Origin of the sequence: Treponema sp. OMZ 788, assembly GCF_024181245.1 — a bacterium.
Lineage (GTDB): Bacteria > Spirochaetota > Spirochaetia > Treponematales > Treponemataceae > Treponema_B.
This window is the reverse complement of the sequence record NZ_CP051199.1, coordinates 477,261-497,335: the sequence shown is the minus strand read 5'-3', so window position 1 is coordinate 497,335 and position 20,075 is coordinate 477,261. Positions and strand designations below refer to the sequence as shown.

22 protein-coding genes are annotated in these 20,075 nt (G+C 39.8%); 8 read left to right on the top strand and 14 right to left on the bottom strand.

What is annotated here, in order from left to right:
* Positions 1-17 precede the first annotated feature (17 nt).
* A complete protein-coding gene (locus tag E4O00_RS02295) occupies positions 18-893 on the top strand; it encodes a DUF2225 domain-containing protein (protein WP_253678392.1) in 876 nt (291 codons plus the stop codon).
* Entirely contained in the window at positions 893-1,708 is an 816-nt protein-coding gene (gene truA, locus E4O00_RS02290; RefSeq protein ID WP_253678391.1) for a tRNA pseudouridine(38-40) synthase TruA, read from the top strand. The genes E4O00_RS02295 and truA overlap by 1 nt, the downstream gene beginning before the upstream one ends.
* A 2-nt stretch (positions 1,709-1,710) precedes the next feature.
* Here truA and E4O00_RS02285 read toward each other — a convergent pair whose 3' ends face one another.
* Complete coding sequence (locus tag E4O00_RS02285) at positions 1,711-2,211, bottom strand: PrsW family intramembrane metalloprotease (RefSeq protein WP_253678390.1); 501 nt, start codon at positions 2,209-2,211, stop codon at positions 1,711-1,713.
* A gap of 22 nt (positions 2,212-2,233) precedes the next feature.
* Between E4O00_RS02285 and E4O00_RS02280 the strand changes: the two genes are divergently transcribed.
* The 3 genes from E4O00_RS02280 to E4O00_RS02270 all read left to right on the top strand — a co-directional run bounded on the left by E4O00_RS02280 (position 2,234) and on the right by E4O00_RS02270 (position 5,041).
* Positions 2,234-2,464, top strand: a complete 231-nt coding sequence (locus E4O00_RS02280; protein ID WP_253678389.1) for a hypothetical protein — start codon at positions 2,234-2,236, stop codon at positions 2,462-2,464.
* Between the two features lie 33 nt (positions 2,465-2,497).
* Complete coding sequence (locus E4O00_RS02275; protein ID WP_253678388.1) at positions 2,498-3,253, top strand: NAD-dependent protein deacylase; 756 nt, start codon at positions 2,498-2,500, stop codon at positions 3,251-3,253.
* Positions 3,254-3,559: 306 nt separating this feature from the next.
* Entirely contained in the window at positions 3,560-5,041 is a 1,482-nt protein-coding gene (locus E4O00_RS02270; protein WP_253678387.1) for an HDOD domain-containing protein, read from the top strand.
* Positions 5,042-5,049: 8 nt separating this feature from the next.
* Here E4O00_RS02270 and E4O00_RS02265 read toward each other — a convergent pair whose 3' ends face one another.
* The 7 genes from E4O00_RS02265 to E4O00_RS02235 form a co-directional block, all read right to left on the bottom strand.
* Positions 5,050-7,095: a flagellar assembly lytic transglycosylase gene (locus tag E4O00_RS02265; protein ID WP_253678386.1), complete on the bottom strand. Its 2,046-nt coding sequence runs from the start codon at positions 7,093-7,095 to the stop codon at positions 5,050-5,052.
* A gap of 84 nt (positions 7,096-7,179) precedes the next feature.
* Positions 7,180-8,253 (bottom strand): Hsp70 family protein, encoded by a 1,074-nt coding sequence (locus E4O00_RS02260; protein ID WP_253678385.1) that lies wholly within the window; start codon positions 8,251-8,253, stop codon positions 7,180-7,182.
* A 135-nt stretch (positions 8,254-8,388) separates the two neighbouring features.
* Positions 8,389-9,426, bottom strand: a complete 1,038-nt coding sequence (locus E4O00_RS02255) for an EF-P lysine aminoacylase GenX (protein ID WP_253678384.1) — start codon at positions 9,424-9,426, stop codon at positions 8,389-8,391.
* Between the two features lie 29 nt (positions 9,427-9,455).
* Complete coding sequence (locus tag E4O00_RS02250) at positions 9,456-10,691, bottom strand: ABC transporter permease (RefSeq protein ID WP_253678383.1); 1,236 nt, start codon at positions 10,689-10,691, stop codon at positions 9,456-9,458.
* Positions 10,684-11,403: an ABC transporter ATP-binding protein gene (locus tag E4O00_RS02245; protein WP_253678382.1), complete on the bottom strand. Its 720-nt coding sequence runs from the start codon at positions 11,401-11,403 to the stop codon at positions 10,684-10,686. Before E4O00_RS02245 ends, E4O00_RS02250 begins: the two co-directional genes overlap by 8 nt.
* Positions 11,404-11,414: 11 nt before the next feature.
* Positions 11,415-12,392, bottom strand: coding sequence for an efflux RND transporter periplasmic adaptor subunit (locus tag E4O00_RS02240; protein WP_253678381.1), 978 nt, complete (start codon positions 12,390-12,392; stop codon positions 11,415-11,417).
* Positions 12,393-13,832 carry a hypothetical protein gene (locus tag E4O00_RS02235; RefSeq protein ID WP_253678380.1) on the bottom strand — a complete coding sequence of 480 codons (1,440 nt, stop codon included), beginning with the start codon at positions 13,830-13,832 and terminating at the stop codon, positions 12,393-12,395. It lies immediately after the preceding gene.
* Positions 13,833-14,201: 369 nt separating this feature from the next.
* Between E4O00_RS02235 and E4O00_RS02230 the strand changes: the two genes are divergently transcribed.
* Together E4O00_RS02230 and E4O00_RS02225 are read left to right on the top strand one after the other, a co-directional pair.
* Positions 14,202-14,654, top strand: a complete 453-nt coding sequence (locus tag E4O00_RS02230; RefSeq protein ID WP_253678379.1) for a hypothetical protein — start codon at positions 14,202-14,204, stop codon at positions 14,652-14,654.
* Between the two features lie 14 nt (positions 14,655-14,668).
* Positions 14,669-17,359, top strand: coding sequence for an InlB B-repeat-containing protein (locus tag E4O00_RS02225; RefSeq protein WP_253678378.1), 2,691 nt, complete (start codon positions 14,669-14,671; stop codon positions 17,357-17,359).
* Position 17,360: 1 nt separating this feature from the next.
* Here the strand turns inward: E4O00_RS02225 and E4O00_RS02220 are convergent, their stop codons facing one another.
* The 3 genes from E4O00_RS02220 to E4O00_RS02210 form a co-directional block, all read right to left on the bottom strand.
* A complete protein-coding gene (locus E4O00_RS02220; RefSeq protein ID WP_253678376.1) occupies positions 17,361-17,630 on the bottom strand; it encodes an integrase core domain-containing protein in 270 nt (89 codons plus the stop codon).
* Positions 17,631-17,702: 72 nt separating this feature from the next.
* The gene (locus tag E4O00_RS02215) at positions 17,703-18,230 is read right to left on the bottom strand and encodes a DDE-type integrase/transposase/recombinase (RefSeq protein ID WP_253677866.1); all 528 of its coding nucleotides are present in this window, start codon (positions 18,228-18,230) and stop codon (positions 17,703-17,705) included.
* A 26-nt stretch (positions 18,231-18,256) separates the two neighbouring features.
* Positions 18,257-18,535: a transposase gene (locus E4O00_RS02210; protein WP_210121237.1), complete on the bottom strand. Its 279-nt coding sequence runs from the start codon at positions 18,533-18,535 to the stop codon at positions 18,257-18,259.
* Between the two features lie 44 nt (positions 18,536-18,579).
* Between E4O00_RS02210 and E4O00_RS02205 the strand changes: the two genes are divergently transcribed.
* Complete coding sequence (locus tag E4O00_RS02205; RefSeq protein WP_253678377.1) at positions 18,580-18,837, top strand: hypothetical protein; 258 nt, start codon at positions 18,580-18,582, stop codon at positions 18,835-18,837.
* Between the two features lie 44 nt (positions 18,838-18,881).
* Here the strand turns inward: E4O00_RS02205 and E4O00_RS02200 are convergent, their stop codons facing one another.
* From E4O00_RS02200 to E4O00_RS02190, 3 genes are read right to left on the bottom strand one after another with little or no spacing between them, the layout of a single operon-like run.
* Positions 18,882-19,151, bottom strand: coding sequence for an integrase core domain-containing protein (locus E4O00_RS02200; RefSeq protein WP_253678376.1), 270 nt, complete (start codon positions 19,149-19,151; stop codon positions 18,882-18,884).
* A 35-nt stretch (positions 19,152-19,186) separates the two neighbouring features.
* Positions 19,187-19,762, bottom strand: a complete 576-nt coding sequence (locus tag E4O00_RS02195) for an IS3 family transposase (protein WP_253678375.1) — start codon at positions 19,760-19,762, stop codon at positions 19,187-19,189.
* Between the two features lie 26 nt (positions 19,763-19,788).
* Positions 19,789-20,067: a transposase gene (locus E4O00_RS02190; RefSeq protein ID WP_210121237.1), complete on the bottom strand. Its 279-nt coding sequence runs from the start codon at positions 20,065-20,067 to the stop codon at positions 19,789-19,791.
* Positions 20,068-20,075 lie beyond the last annotated feature (8 nt).

Here is a 20,075-nt window from a genome sequence, read left to right as displayed (position 1 = left end):
AAGCGGAGAACAAATTTATGATAAGAAAACAAACAGAAAAAGAATCCCGTACAGGAAGCATAACTTTTTACTCTAAAGAACAGGTAGAATGTCCGGTATGCAGTACAAAATTTAAAAGAGAAGAACTCCACTCCGGAGGAGGAAGGCTTATAGCCGGAGACCTAACCGATGAGCTTCGAAGACTTTATGAACCGTCTGCAAAATACGGAGAAATATTTCCTGTAGTGTACAATTTGACCGTTTGTCATAAATGTCTTTATACCGCCTTTCCGCAAGACTTTTCTATTCCGCCCCGCCCTGTTATCGAAAAACTTTTTGAAAACACCGAAGCCCGATACTCAGCCGTAAAGGGTCTTTTTCACAATATAGATTTTACAAAATCCCGCGGCTTAAATGAAGGAGCGGCATCCTATTACCTTGCTATTTTGTGTTATGAACTTTTTGAAGAAAAATTTTCCCCCACGATAAAGCAGGGTATATGTGCAATAAGGGCAGCATGGCTATTTGACGAGCTAGGCAAAAAATATCCTGAAGAAAATTACAAATATGTTTCTGACCTTTTTTATCAAAAGGCAACCTTTCTTTACCGCCGAGCCCTCGAGCTGGAATCAAGCGGAGAAGAAATAATTGCCGGATTAAAATCTTTCGGCCCCGATGTGGACAAAAACTACGGATATGACGGAATAATCTATCTTTCAGCCCTTCTCGAATATAAGTACGGCCAAAAAATCGACATGGAAATGCGCCTAAAGCGTTTGGACTATCACAAATTTGCCCTTGCAAAGATGTTCGGCCTAGGCAGATCCAGTAAGGCCAAGCCTGGTCCGATCTTGGAAGCCGCCAGAAATCTATATGATCTTCTAAAAGTCGAGTTAAAGGAAGTAGAAGAATAATGGAGGCATCCCAAAACCAAAAAAATATCCTCCTTACCCTTTCTTATGACGGAACAAATTTTTGCGGCTGGCAAAAGCAAACGAAAGAAGGAAGCGAAACATTTAGGACTGTTCAAGGAGAATTGGAAAAGGCCTTAACCAAAATACACAAACATCCTGTCGAAACAAACGGCTCAGGCCGCACCGATTCGGGAGTTCATGCAGCCCGCCAAGCCGTAAACTTTTTTAGCGATATAAAAAGTATGAGGGCACAAAATTTTTTACCGGCCCTTAACTCAATCCTTCCTAAGGATATAAGGGTGATGGATGCAGCCGAAGTTTCTCCCCTTTTGCATGCCCGCTTTAATGCTCTTTCCCGCACCTACCGCTACAAAATTAAATGCGGGAAAACAATCTTTGCCCATGAACAGCCGTATGCATGGCACATAAGGCGTTACCCTGATATAAACAACTTAAACGAAATGGCCTTCTGCCTTTCGGGAGAGTTGGATTGCACCGCCTTTTCTGCGGCGGGGGATCAAAGTATAAGCAAATCACGCTATATCAAAAAGGCAGTCTTTTTTATAGAAAACGATTATCTTATTTTTGAAATTTGTGCAAATGCCTTCTTATGGAAGATGGTCCGCTCTATCGTTGGAACTCTTTTGCATTTAGACGAAACCGGAGCTTCCAAAAAAGATTTTAAGGAAATCTTAGAATCAAAAATGCGGGCAAAGGCAGGCCCCACCGCTCCGCCGCAAGGCCTTTTTTTATGGTCTATAGAATATCCCCAAGACCTGCTAAAAGCACCGCAGGATAATTCTAATAAACAGTAAAGCTAATTGCTCTTAAAACGGTCATACCGGCTTACGGCATTAGAAACCGTAAAAAACACAAGAACAATTCCAAAAATAATAAAATAAGACCCTATAGAAAAAAACATATTATAAAAACCGTGTATAAGCCATGTAACAAGAAACGGCCTTATCGGCTTTTTTTTCCCTTGTGCAATGCCGGTTTCAAGATAGTACACACCTAAGCCTGCATGCAAAATATTTGAAGTAAATGTTCTGATCCAAATTGATTCGGGATACCGTATCACATAAGCAACATTCTCAAACGAAGCAAAAATTAAACCATAAAACACAGATAAAAGCAGGAGGGCTCTTATATGCGAAGCGGTTTGAGCCGAGGTAAGACTATCAGTGTTTTTAATCTTCTGCATCCAAATCAATTTTATAAAAATATAAAAAAGCAGGGCCTTAACGGTTTCCTCAGGCAATGAAGAATGAATGAAACAGTCAAAAACAAGGTAGTAAGCATATCCTGCCTTTTTCAAAAAATCCTGAGAAAAAAAATATATGACTTTCTGCATTAAAATCGAAATAAAAACGGCAAAAAACGAAAACAAAAAAATATATAGCAATGTTTTAGCCGATAAATTTTCTTTTTTTATAACAATAAACGCCCAAACAATCGAAAGAGCAAAAGAAATCAAGATTATTGCCGCAATCTGCATACAAAAAAAAGAATACATTGAAAAAGAATTAAATTCAAGAGGTTTATCGGATAAGGCCTTTATTTTGAACTGAAAATACCTTATAATGTTACATGGAGTAAAAACTATGGATAAAGAAAAAAATAATTATGACAAGCTTTTTTCTGAAATTATAAACGCAAAGCACCTCGTAGCCTTTACAGGGGCCGGAATAAGCACCCTCGCAGGAATAAAGGACTTTAGGGGGAAGGACGGCCTTTATAAACAGCCTAATACCGAAAAAATGTTCGATATAGATGTCTTTTATCGGGATCCTTCGGTTTATTACGGCATGGCCAAGGAATTTATCTACGGATTGGAAGATAAAAGGCCGGCAATTGTGCATACCGTCCTTGCAGATCTTGAAAAAAGAGGCATCCTAAAAGCCGTAATTACCCAAAACATTGATTTACTCCATCAAAAAGCCGGCAGCAAAAATGTAATTGAGGTACACGGCTCTCCCTCCGTTCACTATTGTATAAATTGCACCTATACCGAAACATTTGAGGAAGCTGCAAAAACAGCCAAAACCGGAGCCGTACCCCGATGTCCCAAATGCGGAAGCCCCATAAAACCGGCTATAACCTTTTTTGGAGAAGCCCTGCCGCAAAAGGCCATGATTCAGGCAGAAATCGAGGCCTCAAAGGCCGATTTTATGCTTGTTTTAGGTACAACCCTCTTGGTTTATCCTGCGGCCGCACTCCCAGCCTATACATTAAGAAACGGCGGCAAGATAGCAATAGTAAACAACCAGCCGACCCAATTAGACTCCTATGCAGAAATCTTATTTGAAGATTTGGAAGAAACCTTTGAAAAAATAGATAAAAAATTAAAAAATTTATAGTTTTTTTTAATAAATTCACTTGACAAAAAAGTAAGGATATGGTAACTTACATCTAGGCACAGATTGCGGGTAGTTACCAAAAATTACCTGCGTAAAGCGTTCATAAAAGTATTTATATGTGAATGGTTTATACTCTATTTTAATCGCTCCGGTCCGCATACTCCCGGAGCGATTTTTTTATCTATATGCATTATAGACATTTAAGATTTACCGCCTTAATGCCGATAAATAAACCGAGAAAGATTTACCTTAAAATCACTCAAAAAGGTATTTATTTTTTTTTATTTATGTGTTAGGATGTAATTCATGGAAAAAGATAAAAGAATAATTGTTGATTCAGAAAAAATTGAAACGGCCATTCGCTTGGGTGTTCCTATCGCTATAACTTCATATACCTTGCCCAAAGAAACTGAAGTTTATATTACGGATGTTATTTCCGAATTTTTAAAACAGCTTCATTGTACGGATATTACGGATTATATCGTATACTACACTAATGAACTTACAACAAATGCAAAAAAAGCCAATACAAAACGGGTCTATTTTAAAGAAAGGGGCCTAAATATTTCCGATTCCGAGGACTATGACCTTGGTATGAAGGATTTTAAAGAAGAAACAATATCGAACATGGAGCATTACCTTGAGCTTCAAAAAAAAGCAGGTCTTTATGTTAAAATGTCCCTTCAATTAAAACGGGATAATATAATCCTTGAAGTAAGCAACAATGCTGCCCTAACACGCCAAGAATTTAAGAGAATTTTTGACAAAATAGTCAGAGCAAGACAGTTTTCATCACTGGATGAGGCCTTTACCCAAGTTTTAGACAGTACAGAGGGTGCCGGTCTGGGGCTTGTAATAATGGTTTTAATGCTTAAAAAAATGGGGCTTGACGAAAAAGCCTATCAAATAGATGTTGTAGACGGAGTTACCATAAACCGTGTTACAATTCCTCTTAAACTGGAATTAAAGAAAGAGGCCGAACCTCTTACAAGAGCTATTGTAGAATATATCAACGAAATACCTCAATTCCCTGAAAATATTATGCAAATTCAAAGGGCCATTAACGATCCCGACTCAAAGATGCAAAAAATTGCCCAGCTTATAAGCAGCGACATTGGATTGGCAACAGACCTTTTAAAACATGTAAACTCTGTGGCATTCGGTCTTTCCAAGCCCTGTATGAACATTGTAGAAGCCGTTAAGTTTGTAGGCTTGCGGGGAATACAAAACCTGTTGTATTCTATGGGTACTATTAAGGTACTGGAAACAACAGAAAATGAGCAAAAGCAGATTTGGGAAAACGCCTACAGGCTCGCATTTTTCTCATTGAATGTTGCAAAACTTACGGGAAAACGGAATATAGTCGATGATGCATATATTTGCGGCCTTTTGCATGACCTTGGAAAAATCATACTTGGTTCAATGTATCCGGAATTGATTGTAAAGCTCGCAGAAATTCAAGCCGAAAGGAATATTTCTCCGCAAGTTATGGACATGATTATGAGCGGTATGGCCCAAGCCGAAATCGGTGCAACCCTTGCCGAAAAATGGAATTTCCCTGAACCCATAGTAGTAACAATAAGGTATCAGGATAATTTTGAAAATGCACCTGAAGAGCACAAAGAGCTGGTTGAAAGCGTTTGTTTTGCAGACTTTATGCTCAACTTTTCTCAAAACAGAATTGAATACTATCAGGTTCCTGAAGCCTTGTTAAAAAGATTCAAAATAAAATCGGAAGAACAGCTTAAAAATCTTTGTGAAAAGTTTGAGTTTGCTTTTGAAAAATAAGAATCCTGTTATTTAATATCCGGAAAAAGCTCTTTTATAATCTCTCTATAGTTTTTGCCGTAATATAGATGGCCGTAGATGATTGCGGCGGCAAGCACATTTCTGCCGTAGCCTCTTGTTTCAGCATAAGCAAGACTTTCTAAAAATAAGTCGGTCGGCAGATCTCCGGCCTGTCTTACCCAGCGTTTAACTGCATTGGGACCTGCATTATAAGAAAAAAGAGCGTGCATAATTTTTCCGCCATTTCGGCGTATCATCTCAGACAAATAAAAGGCCCCGAAGCGGATATTTGTATCGGGATTGTTGAGGTCATAAGAATCTATCTTCAAACGTCGGGCTATATCGGCGGCAGTAGGTTTCATCAGCTGGGCAAGCCCGATAGCCCCGGCATGGGAAATAACCTCAGACTTAAAATAGCTTTCACTTCTAAGAAGGGCATATAAAAGATATTCAGGCAAATTATATTCTGCGGAGTATCTTTTAACCGAGTCAAGCCAAGGCCTAGGATAGATTAATTTTAAGTGTTCCTCTCCAAAGTCGGCACCTTCGGAGTTAACCGCAAATGACATAGTTCTCATAGAATCGGCATAATAACCGTTTTCGGATAAAATTTTTGAAAAAAAGGAAGCCTCTTCCGTAGTGATTTGAGGATATAAAACGGTAATTTTATTGTATAATTGAGAATAAAGTTTATATTTGACAAAGCCCTTTAAAATCTTAACCGTATCTTCATCCGAAAAACCGCCGCCGCCTTTTCGTTTATAATTTTTTCCGTATGGGGAAGAAACGATGGGCAGCCCAAGTTGATAGGCAGCCATCAGTCTGTAATAAAAAGAGGCATGATCCTTTTCGTAGGCTTCTCGGTAAAGTTTTTTGGACTCATCAGCAGGCAATTTTTTAGAGCGGGCAAGAATATAGGCATGGCGTGCATGATCCGAAAAAAGGTTTGTTTTTTGAACAGCTTTTTGAAGCCTTTCAAGGCCGTTCCAATCTTTGGCAAGAACAAGTTTCATACAGGCATGAGCTGTCAGCTCTTCATAAACTGGCATATTTTTCCATGAAGGAGCCGTAAAGCAAAGTTCATCCAAAAACACCTTAAACGATCTATTTTTTTCTATATCTAAAATGTACCAAAGGGCAACATCATAATCATAGGCTTGAGGCGGATAGCTCTTAGCTTTTTTAAAAAGTAAAACAGCCTTTTCGGTATTTTCCTTACCGCCCATTTTTAAACGCATACGGGCGGCATAAAAAGCGTACATATATTTTTGCACAATATAATCTGAGGTCTTGTTTGATCTTTGTTCATAAAACTCAAGCCGCTTTTCAAAAAGGACGGCATCGGCAGCATAATCAACAGAACCTGACAAAGCTGCCCTTCCTGCATCGGAAAGAACAGTTCTATGCTCAAACAAAGCCTCTTCCCCTGCCTCCATCAAGTCCTTAAAAATAGGCCATGCATCTTTAAACCGAGATTCAAAAGTTAATTTTCTTGCTGTTAGAATTCTAAAAAAATTGTTTCCGTAGACTTTTAACTCAGACTTATTCTTTTCGATATTTTTTAAACCTTCAATAAGCTCTGAGTCAAATTTTTGAGCGTTAAGATAGTCAGGTAAGGGCTGCTCCATTTTGTTAAAATTACCCGATAAAAATAAGAGCTTTTGAATTGCAGCTCTTATATCTTTATCGTTTTTTGCATCCAAGCGGAGGGCTTCGGGCAAAGCAAGTTTTTCTTCAAGACGCTTAATTTTTTCTTCATTTGACAAAAGAGAATAAAGCTCATCATCAGCCAGTTTTTTATACGGCATAGGAGAGTTTTTGATTGCATATTCAAAATAAGCCCTTGCCGATTCGTCATAGATTTTTTTATCGGCAGACCTTACCCTCGCCTTTTGAAGGGCAAGTCCTATGTAGTACAAAGATGAAGGATCGGTATTATATAGTTTTTTTAATTCCAAGGGCTGAGGCTTTAAAAAACGGTAAAAATTTTCCGAATAGAGGGCATCAATCAATTCTGCTTCTTCAGCTTTATCATAGGAGCCTGCACACGACAACCCCGAAAGACAAAAACAGAAGCAGAATAGGATACAACCAAGGCGTACAAAAAATTTAGATTTTATAAGGCTAACCCCTCAAACTTATTTAGGCGGAATATCTATATAGGTACCGGCGACAATAAGATTAGGATTTTTAATTTTGTTGTAATCAGCTATCTTTTTATAAAGCCAAGGGGTCTTATAGTATGTTTCCGACAGATCCCAGAGGGTGTCGCCCCATTTAATCTTGTAGCGTACAGCTCCCTTAGCATTTACCTTAGATTTCTTTTTAGAATCGGCCTTTTTCTTGGCAGCAGCCTTTTGTTTTGCTTCTTCGTCAGCCTTCTTTTTAGCCTCTGCGGCCTTTTGCTTAGCTTCTTCATCTGCCTTTTTCTTGGCCTCAGCTTTTTGGCGAGCTTCTTCTTCAGCCTTCCTTTTGGCTTCGGCGGCGGCCTTTTCTTCAGCATCTTCCTTGGGGGCATTAGAAGTTGTTGCATTTACATCTTTTTTAGGTTCCTGTACCTGCTCCACCTTTTCCGGAGCGGAAGCTATCATATCCTTGTCTGCAAAGGGCATTTTTTTTGTCAAAAGAAGGATGGCAAAAACCAAGGCTGTTATACACAGGATGATTATAAGAATTATCAGCCACATCGGCATCTTCTTCTTTTTTTCGGGTCTTTCTTCATCATATGTATGAAGCTGAGTCTCTTCATGAGTCTCGGTTTCAAAGGAATCATCAAAAGAAGTTTCATCACCTTCCTTGATAAAATAATCATCATCGCTGCTTTCAAAACCGGATGAATCATCAAGGGGGGCAAAATCAAAGTCGATACCGTCCAGACTTGTCTCATCAAGATTTTTTAACGAAACCCTCAGGGACTGATGAGAGCCTGAGCCCTCGTCCATTGCTTCTGCTGAAAGATTTTTTTCTTCATCAAGTTTTATTTTTAAATTTATAGTGGGGTCTCCTGCAGGGCCGGTCGAGATATCTTCTACAATAAGAGAACCTATATATTCTGGTTCTGTTTCTTCAAATTGCTTAAATAAATTTATTTGAACACTTTCCTGATTTTCCCTAACAGTAGTCAATTCCAAAGACTGTTCGGACAGGGCATCTTCATCCAAAATAGGGAAAAAGGTCCCGTCTGCAAGTTTGATTCCTATTTTTGAAGCCATATCGTCCTCCTGCAAAATTCCAAGTTTAATCTTTAATCATAGCGTCTATAACTATTCTAAACGCAAACGAGGTTCTTGTCAATGAATTTAAAACAAAAACTCCGGTGATATTATCGGCTAAATCAGCTTAAAAATTTAAAAATTTTTACCATATATTATAGAATCGAGAGTTTTTTTTCCGGCCAAGAGCATAATAAGGCGGTCAAAGCCCATCGCAACGCCGGAGCACTGCGGCATCTTAGAGCAAATTTCGCCGAAGCCCTTTACAGGCGGATGCGGAACAAGGGCATTTTTTTGTTTTAATTCGTTTTCTTTTTTAAAATAAGAATTTATTTTTTCAGGATTCCTTTCTTCGGTGTAGCAGTTTGCAAGTTCAACCCCGTTCAAATAAACCTCCCAACGCTCAACCGTCTTCCATTCGAGCTCTTCATTTTTTTTGTTTAAAACTTTTTGAGAATTTGCTTGGGCAAGACAGGGCACAAAGGCAGGGTAATCCAAAAGGGCTATGAGCTTATTTTTGGGAAGATTGGGTTCGACGGCATGAACCAAAATAAGCTCGTATAAGTCGTCTTCGTTCCAGCCGGAATAATCATCGGCACTTCCCAAACCTAATTTTTCCGCATAGGCAGTAAGTTCTTCCGGTGAGTGTTCCAAGCTTAAGGGTACTCCTGCGTATTTTCTAAAGGCCTCATCCATGGTAAGACATTCAAAGCCTTTTGAAAGGGTTTGTAAAACAGACCTTTCGACAAGGGGATTTTCTTTTACCCTATCGGCAACATGGTTTAAAAAAGCTTCAGTTATCTTTACGGAATCCATATAGTTTGCGTTTACAGTGTAATATTCAAGCATGGTAAATTCGGGGCTGTGGATATTGCCTATAGACTCTACATTGCGGTAACATTTGGAAATTTGAAACACCGAGCGGGAAGTTTGGGCTATGACGGGCTTAATATAAACTTCGGGTGAAGGTACCAAAAAAAGAGGCTTTTTTTCGTTCAATCCCTTTGATACGGCAGGGCTTAGATACTCAGTTTTAAAAACTTCCAAACAAGTTTCAGGGATGAGCTCGCCCGAAAGGGCAGGAGTATCCAGTTCCAGATATTTCATTTTAATAAAAAATTCCCTTGCAGCCTGAATGGTCAAGGCACGCAATTCTAAAGCTTCAATATCCATAAATAAACCTCGATTATTTTTAAAGAGTCCTACTCTGCAAGGGCTTGTACCGGGTCAAGCCTTGAAGCCTTGATCGCAGGATGCAGGCCGAAAAAGATTCCGGTACATACGCTTACAAAAAAAGCTATAAGGGAGCCCGAAAAATTGGGCAAAAAAATTATTTCCGGCGGAAAAAAGAAGTTTACAATCAGCTTACTAATCACAAGCCCCAGCACAATTCCTATAAGCCCGCCTGTAAGGGTAAGCGATGCCGACTCGATTAAAAACTGCATCCTTATTGCCTTGCCTGTAGCCCCGAGAGCTTTCCGTATGCCTATTTCTTTTCGGCGTTCGGTAACGGTAACAAGCATTATGTTCATAATGCCGATGCCGCCGACTAAAAGGGATATCCCCGCAATGGCGGAAAGCACAAGGCTTACCATCCCCGTAATCTTACCCATTTGTTCAAATTGCTGACGGGCAGAATAAACCCAGATAGCAAAGCGGTTTCCTCCCGATAACTCTTCGGAAAAATCCTGAATCTTTGTCTCAACATTTGAGGTGTCCTCAGGATTCGATATAACTACCTCGGCCGCCCAAACAGGTGCATTTCTATCTCCTAAAACCTTGTTCAAGGCAAATTTCCTCGGCACAAAGATTGCGTCCGAGGTGCGTAGGATCCAAGTGTTTTTCGGTTTTACGACTCCTATAACCTCAAGCCGTAGGGTTCTGGGAGGAGCATTTTCTCCGCTTGAAGGAATTTGCAAGGTAATAAATTTACCTACAGCCCTGCCCTCAGGGAAGAGCTGAAAGGCAACCCTCTCGCCTATAAGAGCCTTTTCTGCACCTGTAGAATAGTCAGCGGAAGAAAAAAAACTGCCGTAATCCATTGACACGCGGTGAGACTCAAGCCTTTCGGCCTCTATACCTTCTATATCGCTAATTTCAATCCGTAAATCGTTTCTTACAACTGCGGCTTGAAAACGGTTGGAATAAAAAACATGCCTTATCTCCGGGATTTTTTTAATCATTTTTTTGCGGAATTCATCATCAAATTTTATTTCTCCGCTGCCGCCGAATTCGGGATTCCCCATCTGGGTTCCTATATTGATTATATCCATACTGAACTCTTCAAACTCTTTTACCATGCTGTTTGAAAGGGAGCTTGCAAGGCTTGTAACGACTATAACCGAGGTAACTCCTATCACTATACCCAATAGGGAAAGCAGGGTACGCATCTTGTTCGTTTTAAAATTATGAATGGCGTTAATAAAATCCTCAAACATTTTCTTCCCCTGTTTGTTTAAGACCGGCGGCATTAAGGGAATCGGCTACCACAAGCCCGTCTTTTAAATGGATTGAGCGGGGAGCCAAAGAAGCGATTTCCTTATCGTGAGTTACCATTATGACAGCCGTTCCCGTCTTGTTGATTTTTAAAAAAAGATCCAAAACAGAATGTCCCGTCTCGGAATCCAAGGCGCCCGTGGGCTCATCGGCCAAAATAATCTTAGGATGTGTAACAAGGGCTCTGGCTATGGCAACCCTCTGCTTTTGACCTCCTGAAAGCTCTCCAGGCCTGTGCTTTAACCTGCCGGAAAGACCCACTTTTTCAAGCTCTTCCGCCGCCCGTTTTTTTCTTTTATCCAAGGAAAGCCCCTGATACCTCAAGGGGAGCATTACGTTTTCAAGCACATTTAGATTGGGGAGGAGGTAGTATTGCTGAAAAACAAAGCCCACGGTTTTGTTCCGTAGGGCGGCAAGATCGTTTTCGGTCATGTCGGCAGTACTTACCCCGTCAATATAAATTTTCCCTGAGGTCGGCCTGTCGAGGCAGCCTATCATATTCATGCAGGTAGACTTGCCCGATCCCGACGGGCCCATTATGGAAACAAAGGAGGATTCTTCTATTTTAAATGAAACCCCGGCAAGGGCCTTAACAAGAGTATCACCCATCTCAAAGGTTTTAACTACATTTTCAAGGCGTATAATATCGGCCATAAGCAAAGCTCCTACCACTTGGGAGGTTTGAACCTCAGGGTGTCGCCTTCCTTTAAGCCCGATAAAACCTTTACGGTGCCCGAAGTATAGGCTTCAACCTCTACCTTGACCCTCTCAACCTTTCCGTTTTCAAGAATCCTTTCAACATAGGGCTCGCCCTTGTCGTATGAAATTGCCGTCTGATCCAAAAGGAGAACTTCTTCGTCTTCACCTGCAACGATGCTGCCGCTAAAAGAATAGCCGGGTAAAACATTTTCGGGGAGTTTATCGACAACTATCTTTGTTTCTATCACCGTATAACCCCTTTGTGCACTTGCTTTTGCTATCGAAGAATGATAGGTAACGCGGCCTTCTACCTCTTCATCTCCCAAGGCTTGAAAGTTGAGGAGAACTTTCTGCCCGACCTTTAAGCGCGGAACATCCCTTTCGGAAACATCCACAGTGGACTTAAAAAAGGAGCGGTCTATAATTACCCCGAAATTATCTTTAGGCATAACATAGGAGCCTTCAGCCAAATCAAAGGAAACGACTATACCGTCAAACTTTGCATAAACACTCCGGTCTTTTAATGCCCGTTTTAAAGATTCAAGTTCCAACTTCATCAGTTCAAGGTTTTTGGAATAACCTTGTAATTTTTCCTTTTCGATTGCGAATTCCTGTTTTGCAACCTGGAAGGTTTGATAGGTATTGTCAAGGGCAAAGATAAGGTCGCCTTTTTTTACAGTGTCGCCCTCCTTTACCGCAACCTTCTTTATAATGCCCTCTCCGGGAGATTGAAGGTTCTGCTGCTGGGCGGGCTGAATATAACCGGAGATTTGAATTCTATCCTGAATTATTTCTTTTGTTACCGTAACGCTTTGAGAAAAATCTTCGGTTCCTTTCTTAGGTAAAAAAATAATCCATACTATCGCAAGAATTATGATAAGGGCCGCTATTATTAAAATAATCTTTTTGCTATTTCTTTTGTTTTTTTGTTTTTTATCCTGCATTTATTTTTCCTCTATGTAGAAAGTATCTTTTATTTCGGCATTAAAAGTATTGACGGCGATATGCGAATCAGCCAGACGTACAAGGGCCGTAATATATTGCAAATATGCCTGTTTATTTTCCAAGGAATTTATAAGACCTCGTTCAAACCATTTTGTATGTTCATCCGCATTTTCCTTATAAATATTCAGCTCCTCGGCATAGCGTATTTGCTGCCATTCAAGCTGCTCCCATTTAAGTTTTAAGCTGTTCACATCCTTAGTAAGCTTCAGCCTTGTATCTGCAAGTTTTATTTTTTCGCCGGATTCCGTTATTGCTGCATTTTTTTTACGCAAAGAATAACTATAAACAGCCAGAGGATTTATCGAAAAAGATATTTGCATAGACGGAATAGAATCTTTGCTTAAAGGCAAGCTGATACCAGTAGTAATAGCTCCTCCCGGAAAATTCATAGATATGCCTGAGTTTATGTTATTCGAATTATTCATAGAGTAAGAGTAATCCAACTTTGCAGAAGCCGAAAAGGGGGCTAAATCCATTTTATTTTTTTCAAGCAGTTTGTCATAATCTTTTTCGGCCTTGATTAGAGAATTATAATTTTCAGGCCTTAGGGTTTCAATGGAAATAAGTTTTTGTTCAGGTATGCTTTTTGCAAGTTTTATAAAAAAATCATCCTCTCCTTTTTTTTCTATTTTAAGACCGCAGGATTCAAAAAAAAGACGGGCCGAAACTTCAAACAAAAATTCAGCTTCTTTTTCATCTCTCTCAGCACTTATCAAATTAAGCTTTGCAGTCCTTAGTTTGGAAGAGTTTTGAGAATATCCTTCTGCAAGGATTTGCTTGTAGTTTATATCGGACTGGATGCCGGCAAGCCTCTTTGAAAGAAGAGCCGAATATTCGTTTAAAATGTTTTTAATGTCGATTAAAAGCTTATTTTCGGCAAGCTCTTGACTCATGCCGGCTTTCTTTTCGGCTTCTTTAAGAACTTCAAGATAAGCTTCAATTTCATTCTTTTTGCTTTTTCGAGTTTGGCTGTAAATATCTCCAGAAATGCCGAACGAAAAACCTGAGGCCTTGGAATTTCCTGCTGCCCCTGACGAATAATTAGCCGACAAGTTAAGACCAAGATTATTATAAAGAGGCAGCCCTGCCGAAACCGATGGATTAATCGAAAAAAAGGATTTACTCTTTTCGGAGCTAAGATTAAAATTTAAGGTAGAACCAAAATTAAAGGCAAAAATAGAATTAAGCCTTACGGATTTATAATTATTTAAAGCTATTTTTGCTTCATTTTCTATCAAAGTCAAATTCGTATCATTTTTATAGCGGTATTCCAAAATCTTGTCATAAATATTTTCTTCAGCATAAATTCTTTGCACAAAAAAAGAGTCGAAAAAAACAACAAGAAAAACTAAAAAAATGGTTTGTCTGTTTTTAAGCATTTTGCATCCTTATGGAATTAACGGCATTAAAATTACAAAAAAAAAATAAAAAAGTCAATAAAGAGGAATGAGAATACTTGCATCAAACCATAAAAGAAAGCCGATTAGGCTTTCCAAATGACGAATAAAATATGGTTTTAAGGATAATCTTGTGCCTGCTTATACTTCTATGAGTTTAAACTGATGGGCTCCGGTAATCCTAAAGAAGCCGTCCGGCAAATAAAAGAAAAGGGAATTATAGCTTAGAGAATAATAACCTTTCAGTTTGCAAAAACTAAACCGCTGTATAATCCGCAACTTACTCTTGTTTTTTTTCAAAAATAATGTATAATTATTTAGTAAACTTACTATGCAATGAGAGGGTTCAAAATGAAGAGAAGCACTATCTTTAAGAAGGCAATCGTAACTACTGCCTTAATTCTTTCGGTATTTATTCTGGTATTTGGTTGTGACAATCCTATCGAAACACCAAAAAATACAAATGTCGGCTCTACTGAGGTTATCAGTATAACTATAAACAGCGAAACAGGAAGTGAACTTACCGATAATGTTAAATTTACAGAGAAAACCATTCTTTATGCAAAATCTGAATCCATACCTGAAAACTCGGCCTATGTCAGCTGGGAAATAGACGGCCTAGGAGGTTCTCTAAAAGCAGAATATTTTGAAAACGGAATTAAAAAAACGCTTCCAATGGGAGGTAAAAAAATTCCGGTGGGCACTAAAATTGCTTTTACGGCCTTACCTGACAAAGAAAACTATTACGAGGTAGAAAGCTGGAATGCGGGGGGGGGGGGCTCTCCGTTTCTTCGGATAAGCTGACAGCAGACCTCTCAGTGCATAATAAAAACGGCATAAAAGTTACGCTTAAGTTTATCAAAGAAAAAGCAGACTTAAACCTTAAAGCAGAAGCAAACGGAACTCTTCAAGCCGCATGGTCAGGCAACACTGAAACTGTTGCAGAAAATGGAACAAAAAAACTATCTATCGAAAAAGGTACAACAGTAGAATTAAAGGCAATACCTAATACGGGCTATGAATTTGCAAACTGGACAAAGATACCCAATCCTAAAACAAACCCTAACATCATCACCGTAACGGAAAATATTGAGATAAGCGCTAAATTTAAAAAGATAATCCCTGTTCCAAAATACATAAAACTTAACGGCTATACTGTGGACCTAACCGATTGGAAGGTAAGTGTTCCTAACAGCTTGAAAGCTATAAATCAAGCCGAAGGAAAATTTACCGCAGGAGCTGCGGAGATTACTCCCTCAATTCTAATTGAAAACAACCCTGTATCTCTTACCGAAGGAGCTGAAACTGAGGTTACTTTGAAAATTGAAGGAGCTCAAGATCAATACGGAGAATGGAAACAGACTATAAAAGTAAAATGCTTATCGCCTTCGGATCTGCCTGATTTAATCCTTAAATCTTTAAAAGTGCATGGAGAAGCGGCAGATTTAACTTCTATGTCGGTCAGTGTACCTAACGATAAGGAAACCATCACAAGTGCCAACATAAAAGCCGTTTTTTTTAGATTTTCAGAAGAGATTCAAAATATACAGGTAACTCAGGATCCCGTTTCAATTAATCTTACAGTAGGAGAACCTGCATCCATAACTCTTTCCGTTGCCGAAAAGTCGGGGGAAGGAGGCTATAAGGCTTGGACTCAAACCCTCTCTGTTACCCGAAAAAAACTTCCCGTAACAGGAGTGGAGCTTTCAGCTGCAACGCTTGACCTTGAAGTTGGAGAACAGCATAAACTGACAGCAACGGTTCAGCCTTCAAATGCAACAAATCAAAATGTAGAGTGGAGGTCTGATAATAATGCGGCGGCCTCGGTTGAGCAAAATGGAACCGTTACGGCTAAAGGGCCCGGCACTGCAAAAATCACGGTAAAAACATTGGACGGTAACTTCGAAAAAACTTGTACCGTAAATGTCATACAAAAATTCACTGTAAACTTCGCTGTTGAAGGAAGCGGAGGAACAGTTGAAGTAAAGGCCGGAGAAAACGAGGTAACAAACAGTTCAAAACTACAGGCAGATACGCTTCTTAAATTTACAGCAATCCCGGAAGAAGGCTTTGAAATTTTAAACTGGGAAGGAATAAGTGTAAGTCCGGCTAATGCGGCAGCCATTCAGCATCAATTAACCGAAGACCTGAACGTAAAAGTAAAATTTAAGCAAAAAACATATAAGGTCATCTTTGAAGCGAACGGCGGAATCCCTGAACCCGAAAAACAAACTATTAGCCACGGAGATAAAATCACCGAGCCTTCTTCAATCACAAAAGCCGGAAATGACTTGGAAGGCTGGTATACTGACGATAAATTTACCTCAAAATGGAACTTCGAAACGGATAAAGTAACAGACAATATAAGGCTTTATGCAAAATGGGAAAAGAAAAAAATAACCGTCAAATTCGATACAGACAAAATAAAGGCCTTCTTAAACCGCTTAGGCTCAGAATTAGGTAACGATGACAAAGTTTTCATAGGAGATAAGATATATCTTAGTGCTTTCCCCCTTGAAGAAGGTAAAAAACCTTCATGGATAATAAACGGAAAGCCTTCATCCTCAATAAAACCTTATGCAAGCCCTGTGGGATTTCCCCATTTATATGAGTATACAGTAAAAGAAGAAGATGCCGACAACCGCATTATCCGTTTTGACTATACTCCGGCTATGGCTGAAAAACTTACAATTGATTATGACAACTCAGTCAAAAGGATTTTTATTTCGGAAAAAGGAGCACCTGAAATAACTAAAGGTTCACAGGTAGATGAGGGTAAAATAATTGTTATTGAAGCGAAGTTCGATGAAGGTATGATAATCGATCAATGTTTAGTAAACGGTAAGCCTGCCTCAGGCGAGATTATAATGAGACTTTTTGGCTATAAAATAAGCACGGCTGATGCAGACAGCAATAAAATGCTAAACTTCAGCTGTACGCCAAAAACACCTTCTACAGGAACCGTACACTGGGATAATGAAAAAAGCCGTATGACCTGTGAAAAACAAAACCAACACGGCCCAAACACCTCAATAACTAACGGCGAGCAGGTACAAGAAGGAGATGCTCTTAAATTTACCGCTGATATTGATGAAGGGGAAATATTAGACAAATGGCTTGTAAACGGTATTGAAACAGAAACAGAAATTCTACTCGGTGGCAATAGACCTAACGAATTTAACATTATTATAAAGACAGAGCATATCTCAAAGGGCACCCTTACAATAAGCTATAGCAAAAAAAAGCTGGCAAAAGGAAACTTACAATGGAATGAAACAGAAAATCCCATGACCTGCACCAAAAGAGACAAAAACGGTCATGGAACCGAAATAACTAACGGCGATCAAGTACAAGAAGGGGATGAGCTTTCCTTTACTGCCAATCCTACAGACGGGCAAATAGTCGATGAGTGGACCGTAAACGGTAAGGAAGTATCAAATGGTTCAGGTGGCGAGCCTAACAGTGAAAAAGTCAATAATAGTGCATACCCTAAATTCCCTAAAATATAGTTTAAGCTGCCGGTTTTGATAAACCGGTTTCAAACAGTTCCCGATAAATCGCAGGAGGATAACCTTTCGGATTCATTGTGGTAATCCTTCGTCGGTTGTAGTAGACAATAAACCTCCAGACGATTTTCTTTACTTCTTCCCTTTTCAATTTTGTTGTATCTATGCGGTATAGCTTCTCCTTCTTGAGTGTCGCAAAAAAGGATTCCATTCTCGCATTATCATAACATTTTCCCACACCGCTCATGCTTTGAATTGCATGACGGCGAGCCAACTCAAGTTTGTACGCCTCACTCGTGTATTGAGAGCCATCACTGTGATGTATGAGCCCATCAGCTTTCTTAATTCATATGCCTCCTTTAGAGCTTTTATACAAAGCTCTTTTTTTCATGTTGTCGTCCATCGCTACTGCGATTATCTCTCCTGCAAAGCAGTCCATCATCGGTGCAATATACAGCTTTCCATCTTTGCACGGAACCTGCGTTATATCGGTCAGCCATTTCTTGTTAGGAGCGTCTGCGCTAAAGTCCCCTTTAAGAAGATTTTCAGGCCTTTGCGCCTTTCTGTCGGCTTTGGTAAGTCCATCAGGGCTTCTTCTGCTCTTATGAAGCAGATTCCCCTTCCTCATCGCTCTGATTATAGTCGAGCGAGAAACTTTTATGCCTCGCTGCTCAAGTGCTAATCGCATTCTCTGTATTCCATAATTATCGTTTTCAGGATCTTGTGAAAGAATCTTGTGTATTTCGACCAGAAGAAGTTGCCAGCGTTTCATCTTTGTACGGTTCCGTTTCCACTTGTAAAAACCCGTTTCGCTCACCTTTAGGGTTCTACACAGCTTTACAATTGACCACATTTTCTCTTTTGCATTTTCCAAAATGTAGCTGAATAACCCTTGCGTACTTACTTCTTCCGGTCTACGACGAAAAAACCGAGAGCGTCCTTGAGTATTTCGTTTGCTTTTTTCAGCTCCTGTATTTCTCGCTGCATGGCAAGCTCTCTCTCGTTTAACGGTGTTTTGTCCGATGCGATTCTCTCTTCCTTCGCCTTTCGGCTTCTCACCTTCCTCCACTCTGCAATCGTGTAATAACTGAGTCCCAGCTGTTCGGCTGCCTTTTTCACTCCTATCTCATCTGACAATAGCAGTGCCTGTTCCTTAAATTCTTTATTGTACTTGACCATATCTTCCCTTCCTTTATTTTTCGGGTTTTTAGGTCTGCACTTTTATGATAACGGTTCACAGGTTTTGGCTTCACGTAAAGCCTGAACACCTAACAAGCGGCACACTTACAATAAGCTATACCACAAAAGGAGCAGCAACAGGAAGCATAAAATTTGAAAATCCCATGACATGTGAAAAAAATAACCAACACGGTAATGGTACCTCAATAACTAACGGCGATCAAGTACAAGAAGGGGATATGCTTTCCTTTACTGCCAATCCTAAAGGAGGGCAAGTAGTCGATAAGTGGACGGTAAACTGAAAAAGTCAATAATAGTGCATACCCTAAATTCCCTAAAATATAGTTTAAGCTGCCGGTTTTGATAAACCGGTTTCAAACAGTTCCCGATAAATCGCAGGAGGATAACCTTTCGGATTCATTGTGGTAATCCTTCGTCGGTTGTAGTAGACAATAAACCTCCAGACGATTTTCTTTACTTCTTCCCTTTTCAATTTTGTTGTATCTATGCGGTATAGCTTCTCCTTCTTGAGTGTCGCAAAAAAGGATTCCATTCTCGCATTATCATAACATTTTCCCACACCGCTCATGCTTTGAATTGCATGACGGCGAGCCAACTCAAGTTTGTACGCCTCACTCGTGTATTGAGAGCTTAAGCATCACTGTGATGTATGAGCCCATCAGCTCTAAGCTTTCTTAATTCATATGCCTCCTTTAGAGCTTTTATACAAAGCTCTTTTTTCATGTTGTCGTCCATCGCTACTGCGATTATCTCTCCTGCAAAGCAGTCCATCATCGGTGCAATATACAGCTTTCCATCTTTGCACGGAACCTGCGTTATATCGGTCAGCCATTTCTTGTTAGGAGCGTCTGCGCTAAAGTCCCCTTTAAGAAGATTTTCAGGCCTTTGCGCCTTTCTGTCGGCTTTGGTAAGTCCATCAGGGCTTCTTCTGCTCTTATGAAGCAGATTCCCCTTCCTCATCGCTCTGATTATAGTCGAGCGAGAAACTTTTATGCCTCGCTGCTCAAGTGCTAATCGCATTCTCTGTATTCCATAATTATCGTTTTCAGGATCTTGTGAAAGAATCTTGTGTATTTCGACCAGAAGAAGTTGCCAGCGTTTCATCTTTGTACGGTTCCGTTTCCACTTGTAAAAACCCGTTTCGCTCACCTTTAGGGTTCTACACAGCTTTACAATTGACCACATTTTCTCTTTTGCATTTTCCAAAATGTAGCTGAATAACCCTTGCGTACTTACTTCTTCCGGTCTACGACGAAAAAACCGAGAGCGTCCTTGAGTATTTCGTTTGCTTTTTTCAGCTCCTGTATTTCTCGCTGCATGGCAAGCTCTCTCTCGTTTAACGGTGTTTTGTCCGATGCGATTCTCTCTTCCTTCGCCTTTCGGCTTCTCACCTTCCTCCACTCTGCAATCGTGTAATAACTGAGTCCCAGCTGTTCGGCTGCCTTTTTCACTCCTATCTCATCTGACAATAGCAGTGCCTGTTCCTTAAATTCTTTATTGTACTTGACCATATCTTCCC